The 4,648-nt window shown below is 76.4% G+C and carries 5 protein-coding genes and 1 pseudogene; 4 read left to right on the top strand and 2 right to left on the bottom strand.

Annotated elements, in window-relative coordinates:
- Together VGD85_RS00500 and VGD85_RS00505 are read left to right on the top strand one after the other, a co-directional pair.
- Window positions 1-499, top strand: a 499-nt coding sequence (locus tag VGD85_RS00500) for a universal stress protein (protein WP_331061487.1), incomplete at its 5' end; no start/stop codon positions are given.
- A gap of 203 nt (window positions 500-702) precedes the next feature.
- The gene (locus VGD85_RS00505; protein WP_331061488.1) at window positions 703-1,677 is read left to right on the top strand and encodes a PAS domain-containing protein; all 975 of its coding nucleotides are present in this window, start codon (window positions 703-705) and stop codon (window positions 1,675-1,677) included.
- A gap of 255 nt (window positions 1,678-1,932) precedes the next feature.
- Here the strand turns inward: VGD85_RS00505 and VGD85_RS00510 are convergent, their stop codons facing one another.
- Window positions 1,933-2,874 carry an alkaline phosphatase family protein gene (locus VGD85_RS00510; RefSeq protein WP_331061489.1) on the bottom strand — a complete coding sequence of 314 codons (942 nt, stop codon included), beginning with the start codon at window positions 2,872-2,874 and terminating at the stop codon, window positions 1,933-1,935.
- A gap of 109 nt (window positions 2,875-2,983) precedes the next feature.
- Here VGD85_RS00510 and VGD85_RS23130 point away from each other — a divergent pair.
- Window positions 2,984-3,718 (top strand): annotated as a pseudogene (locus tag VGD85_RS23130) (alpha/beta fold hydrolase); the annotation flags it as partial.
- Between the two features lie 30 nt (window positions 3,719-3,748).
- Window positions 3,749-4,195, top strand: coding sequence for a 4-carboxymuconolactone decarboxylase (gene pcaC / locus VGD85_RS23135; RefSeq protein WP_414690733.1), 447 nt, complete (start codon window positions 3,749-3,751; stop codon window positions 4,193-4,195).
- On the opposite strand, the gene VGD85_RS00520 is transcribed toward pcaC, so the two are convergent.
- Window positions 4,185-4,648 (bottom strand): sulfite exporter TauE/SafE family protein (locus tag VGD85_RS00520; RefSeq protein ID WP_331061491.1); only part of this gene is annotated, 464 nt, incomplete at its 5' end. The genes pcaC and VGD85_RS00520 overlap by 11 nt on opposite strands.

Raw genomic sequence — 4,648 nt, forward strand, 5'->3', positions numbered from 1 at the left:
GACCAACCCGGTCGTCGCGCTCGCAGACGTGCCCGTCGTCGCCGTGCCGGCCGGGTGGCGGGAGGACCGGCCCGGCCTGGTGATCGCGGGCGCTGACGACGGGGGCGGGGCGCCGGCGGTGGTGGCGGCGGCGCTCGCGGAGGCCCGGGCCCGTGGCTGCGGCGTACGCGTCCTGAACGCCTGGCACTACCGCGATCCCTACGACGACCTGGTCTTCGACGAGCCCGCGGCCGAGGCCCACAGCGACGAGCGCGGCCGGATGCTCGCCGACCGGCTCGCGGGCGTGCTCGCGGAGGCGGAGGGGGTGCCCGTCGAGCTGCAGATCGTGCACGACCGGGCGGCCGACGCGCTGATCCACGCGTGCGAGCGGGCCTCGCTGCTGGTCGTCGGACGGCACCGGCACACGATCCCCCTCGGTCCGCACCTCGGCTCGGTCGTGCGCGCCGTGCTGCGGCACGCGACCTGCCCGGTCCTGGTCGTCGACCCCGTCCCCGCCTAGCCGCCCGGCCCGGGGCAGAGGCTTCGGGGCAGAGGCTTTGGTCCCCCGGGCGGCGGCGGAGGACCGTGCCGCGTGGCCCGGGTCACGCCGGGGACAAGGTCCCCGCGAGTGGTGGCCCGCGCCCCTGAGTGGCGAGGCCCGCCGGGGGCGACCCTGAGGTGTCGGGGTCCGGGCCCTCCGGACCATCCGGCAAGGGGGCCGACATGGAGCTGCCGACCGGGTTCGACGCGAACGACCTGGGCGAGGTCCTCGACGCGCTGCCCTCGCTCGTGGCGTACGTCGACGCCGCGGGCGTGCTGCGCTACGCCAACGACGCGTGCCGCACCTGGCTGGACCGGCCACCGCACGAGGTGCTCGGGGCGTCGGTGCGCGACCTGCTCGACGAGGCCGGCTGCGCGACCACCCAGGACCACCTGGCCGCGGCGCTCGCCGGACGGACCCAGCGCTTCGAGCGCTCGCTCCCGCTCCCGGACGGTCGGGTCAAGCACGCGCTGATCGAGATGGTGCCCCGCACCCACGACGACCACCCCGATGGGTGCTTCGTGCTGGTCACCGACATCACCCGGCGGGTCGAGGCGGAGAAGGGCCACGCCGCGAGCGTGGTCCACTCCGCCCTCCTGACCGAGCGCAACGCCCGGGCCGCAGGGGCCAGCGACTCCGCGATGCAGGAGCTCTTCGCGATCGGGCTGCAGCTGGACCGGATGGTGCGGCACCCGGAGACGGCCACCGCCGAGGCCGCCCCGATCCTCGAGCAGCTGGCCCGCACCGTCGACGCGCTCCGGGGGTCGGTGCGGCACCTGATCGTGGAGTCGCAGCCGGGGTCGACCTGCGGAGCGGTCCGCTACGTCGTCGAGCTGTGGTCCGGGGGGCCGGTCCGGTTCGACGGCCCGGTCGACGACCTCGCGCCCGAGGTGGCCCACGAGCTGCTCGGCGCGCTCAGCGAGATCCTCGCCGCGGCGGCCCGGCACGCCCCGGACGGCCTCGCCGTGCACGTCCGGGTGGCCGAGGGGCTGCTCGAGGCCGTCGTGGCGGTCGAGGGGGGCCGCCGCGAAGACGGCCCGGTCGGCACCGACGTCGAGGCCCTCGGCCCGCGGACGCTGCGCCCGGGCGCCACGATCACCGTGGTCGCCGAGGAGCCCTCCCGCACGCTGATCACCTGGCGGCGTCCGGTCGGCTGATCCGCCCGGGGCCGACGCAGAGGCAGTGCGCGGAGAGGCATGCGCGGGCGTGCCGCCGACCGTGCCGTCCCCTGTCGTGGCGCGGTCGGCGGCCGACTGAAGGGGGCGGCGCCGGCGTGCTCAGAGGAACATGGCGACGTCTACTCCAGCGCCGGCCGGCCACCGCCCCGTGAGAAGGAACCTAGCCGGGCGCGAAGCATCGCCGCCCGGGCAGAAAGGGCGGACCTGGCGGGACCTTCGGCCCGCGCCGGTGCCTCAGCCGGCGGGGGTGAGCCCGAAGCGCTGCAGCAGCGGTCGGGCGTCGCGGGCGTGCCGCAGGGGTCGTACGCCGGCGACCTCGGCGTACGACCGTGACAGCGAGTAGTGGTTGAGCCGGGTCCGCACGACCCGGTGCCGCACGCCCGGGTGCGCGACGACGGTCAGGACCCGGTTGCCGTGGGCGCCGTCGTCCTCGTCGGCGGTGATCACGACCGCGAGCCGGCCGGCCGCCCAGTCCGGACCGTTCAGCACCCGCCGGATCCGCTTGCGCAGCCACGCGTCGGCCCGGCCGAGGTCGCAGTCGTGGGCGTCGTTGCACAGGTCGGGGATCACCATGCCGACCGCGGGCAGCCGCCCGGCGTCGACGTCGCGGTTGAACCGCCGCAGCGGCACGTCGTCGCGCCGGCACAGCGCGCGCTCGTCGGCGAAGTAGGCCCACGGGTTGTGCTTGACCGCGTAGGTGCCGGAGCTCTCCAGCTGGCACCGGGAGCCCATCGCCTCGGCGTAGAGCCGCGCGGTGCTGCCCTTGCGGACCGCGCGACCGAACACGCTCGCCCCACGCAGCGGGTGCGCGGACGGCGCGGCGTCGTCGCTGACCCCGAAGGTGGCGCCGCCGGCGATCGCGAGGTAGTTCGGCAGCGACGGGTGGGTGGTGGCCCGGTAGCGGGTCGCGTAGCCGTAGCGGCGCGCGAGCCGCGCGGTGAACGGCATCGACTCGCGCATCTGCTGCAGGGAGTGGTTCTCGACCACGAACACCAGCAGCTGGCTGACGTCGGTGCCGGCCCGCGCGCGGGGACCGGACGCCGGCGCCTGCTCGACCGCGGTGCTCGCGCTCGCGGCCGGTGGCAGGGCCAGGCCGAGAGCCAGAGCGAGGGCGAGGCCGAGGCTGAGGACGGGCGCCGGGAGGGCACGGCTGCGACGGGTCAGGTGACGGGCCATGCGTCGAGGCTACGACGCCGCCAGGCCTCGCCCCACCTCGGCGCGAGCCACCGGCGCCCCGGTCCGCCGTACCCTCGTCACGATGATCCCCACCGTCACCGCCGTCCGGATGACCCTCGCGCGGCACCGATCCCAGCTGCCGCTGCTCGTGCTCGGACCGGCACTCGGCACCACCGCGGCCACGCTGTGGCGTGCCTGCGCGGACCACCTCGCCGATGCGTTCGACGTCCTCGCCTGGGACCTCCCCGGCCACGGCCACAACCGCTCGGCCGCCGCCGAGGACTTCACGCTGGCCGATCTCGCCGCGGGCGTGCTGCGCATCGTCGACGACGTCGCGGCGGAGCGGGGCGAGCCGCGGGGGGCGTTCTGCTACGCCGGCGACTCGGTCGGCGGCGCCGTGGGCCTGCAGCTGCTCCTCGCCGAGCCCGGGCGGGTGAGCGCCGCCGCGCTGCTGTGCACGGGCGCGCGGCTCGGTACGCCGGAGTCCTGGGCCGAGCGCGTCGAGCAGGTGCGCGCCGCGGGCACCTCGGGCCAGGTGGCCGCCTCGTCCCAGCGCTGGTTCGCCTCCGGGTTCCTCGAGCGCGAGCCCGACCGTGGCTCGGCGCTGCTGCAGGCGTTGCAGGACACGCTCGACGCGGGGTACGTGCAGGTCTGCGGCGCGCTCGCAGGCTTCGACGTACGCGACCGGCTCGGCGAGATCGACGCCCCGGTGTTGGCGGTGGCCGGGGCCGAGGACGTCGTGACCCCGCCCGACCTGCTGCGCGCGATCGCCGACGGCGTGCCGGGGGGCCGCTACGCGGAGCTGGGCGAGACCGGTCACCTGGCACCCGCCGAGCGACCCGAAGAGGTCGCGGCGCTGCTGCGGGGCCACTTCCTGGGTGAGCCGCCCGCGGCGGCCGCGCCCGCGCCCACCGACGAGCGGTACGCCGCCGGGCTCGCCGTACGCCGCGAGGTGCTCGGCGACGACCACGTCGACCTCCCGAACGCGACCGACCTGACGCGGGACTTCCAGGAGCTGATCACGCGCTACGCGTGGGGTGAGATCTGGACCCGCCCCGGCCTGGACCGGCGCAGCCGGTCGATCGTCACGCTGACCGCCCTGGTCGCCGGCGGCCAGCACGAGGAGCTCGCGATGCACCTGCGCGCCGCGCTGCGCATCGGCCTCACGGTGACGGAGATCCAGGAGGTGTTGCTCCAGGCCGCGATCTACTGCGGCGTCCCCGCCGCGAACACCGCGTTCCGGATCGCTCAGGAGGTGCTGGAGGCCGGGTCCGCCGAGTCATCCGACGCGCCGCTGTTCGGCCCCGGGCTCAGCCCGTGATGCCGGCGAGGCTCTGCCAGCTCGTGTAGCCGGCGACCAGGATCAGGAGTACCGCGAACCCGACGGCCAGGCGGCGGGCGGGCAGCCGGTCGGCGACCCGCTTGCCGAGGACGGCGGCGACCATCGCCGCCACCGCGAACGGCAGCACCACGGTCCAGTCGACCTCCGGGCCGCCGATCCGAGACAGCAGCGAGGTCCCGGAGTTGAGCGCGACGATCAGCAGGGAGGTGCCGACCGCCTGCTGCATCGGCACGCCGAGCACGAGGACCAGCGCGGGCACGACCACGAACCCGCCGCCGACGCCGAAGAAGCCGGTCAGCAGGCCGACGAGCAGCGCCACGACCGCCACCGCGGTGGGCGAGGTGCGCGAGCGGGACCGGCGGGGGGCCGCTGCCTGCGGCCGCGCCAGCGTCGACACGCCACCCGGGCGTCCGCCGGCCGCCGGCGGCTCCG

This window comes from Nocardioides sp. (genome assembly GCF_036401255.1).
Taxonomy (GTDB): domain Bacteria; phylum Actinomycetota; class Actinomycetes; order Propionibacteriales; family Nocardioidaceae; genus Nocardioides.